At 34.8% G+C, this 511-nt stretch carries 1 protein-coding gene; it reads left to right on the top strand.

Going from position 1 to position 511, the window contains the following annotated elements; all coding sequences use genetic code 11:
* Nucleotides 1–433, top strand: a 433-nt coding sequence (locus tag L1D51_RS21710; RefSeq protein WP_239964860.1) for a hypothetical protein, incomplete at its 5' end; no start/stop codon positions are given.
* Nucleotides 434–511: the final 78 nt, after the last annotated feature.

Here is a 511-nt window from a genome sequence, read left to right as displayed (position 1 = left end):
TAATTATGCAAAATCTAATATTGTAAAAACTAAAAAACAAATTACTAGGCGTGTATTTGAAAACGGAAAATCAGTAACTTCTGAAAGAGAGTTAGGGGAAGCTAAATGGGTTGGGATTGGAGCTGCTGGTCCTTTAATTGATAAGCTTGCGCCAAAACATTTAACACTTGCAGTGAGTTTGGAGATTTTAGTTCAAGAGTATGGTACTTATGAATTGGTTGAGGTATTTGAAGTAGAATACAAATATAAGGTTTCACGTGATGGTACATATGACTACAATAGTGAAGTACTGGATGTTGGACCAGAAATACCAACAGGAGAGAAAAACTGGATGTTTACAGGTAAATCAACAGGTTTTTCAACACTTGATATAAGAGGGTGTATATTCTCATGTTCTGGGTACGGAGCTGGAGTATTCGGCAATGGAGGGTAAATTGAAAATTATAAATCAGTTAATTTTATTGTTGCTTTTAGCTCTGACAACTTTTGGCTTTGTTAAAGGAGTTAACTC

Source organism: Pseudoalteromonas shioyasakiensis (assembly GCF_022398475.1).
Lineage (GTDB): Bacteria > Pseudomonadota > Gammaproteobacteria > Enterobacterales > Alteromonadaceae > Pseudoalteromonas.
This window is presented reverse-complemented; position numbering and strand designations above follow the sequence as displayed.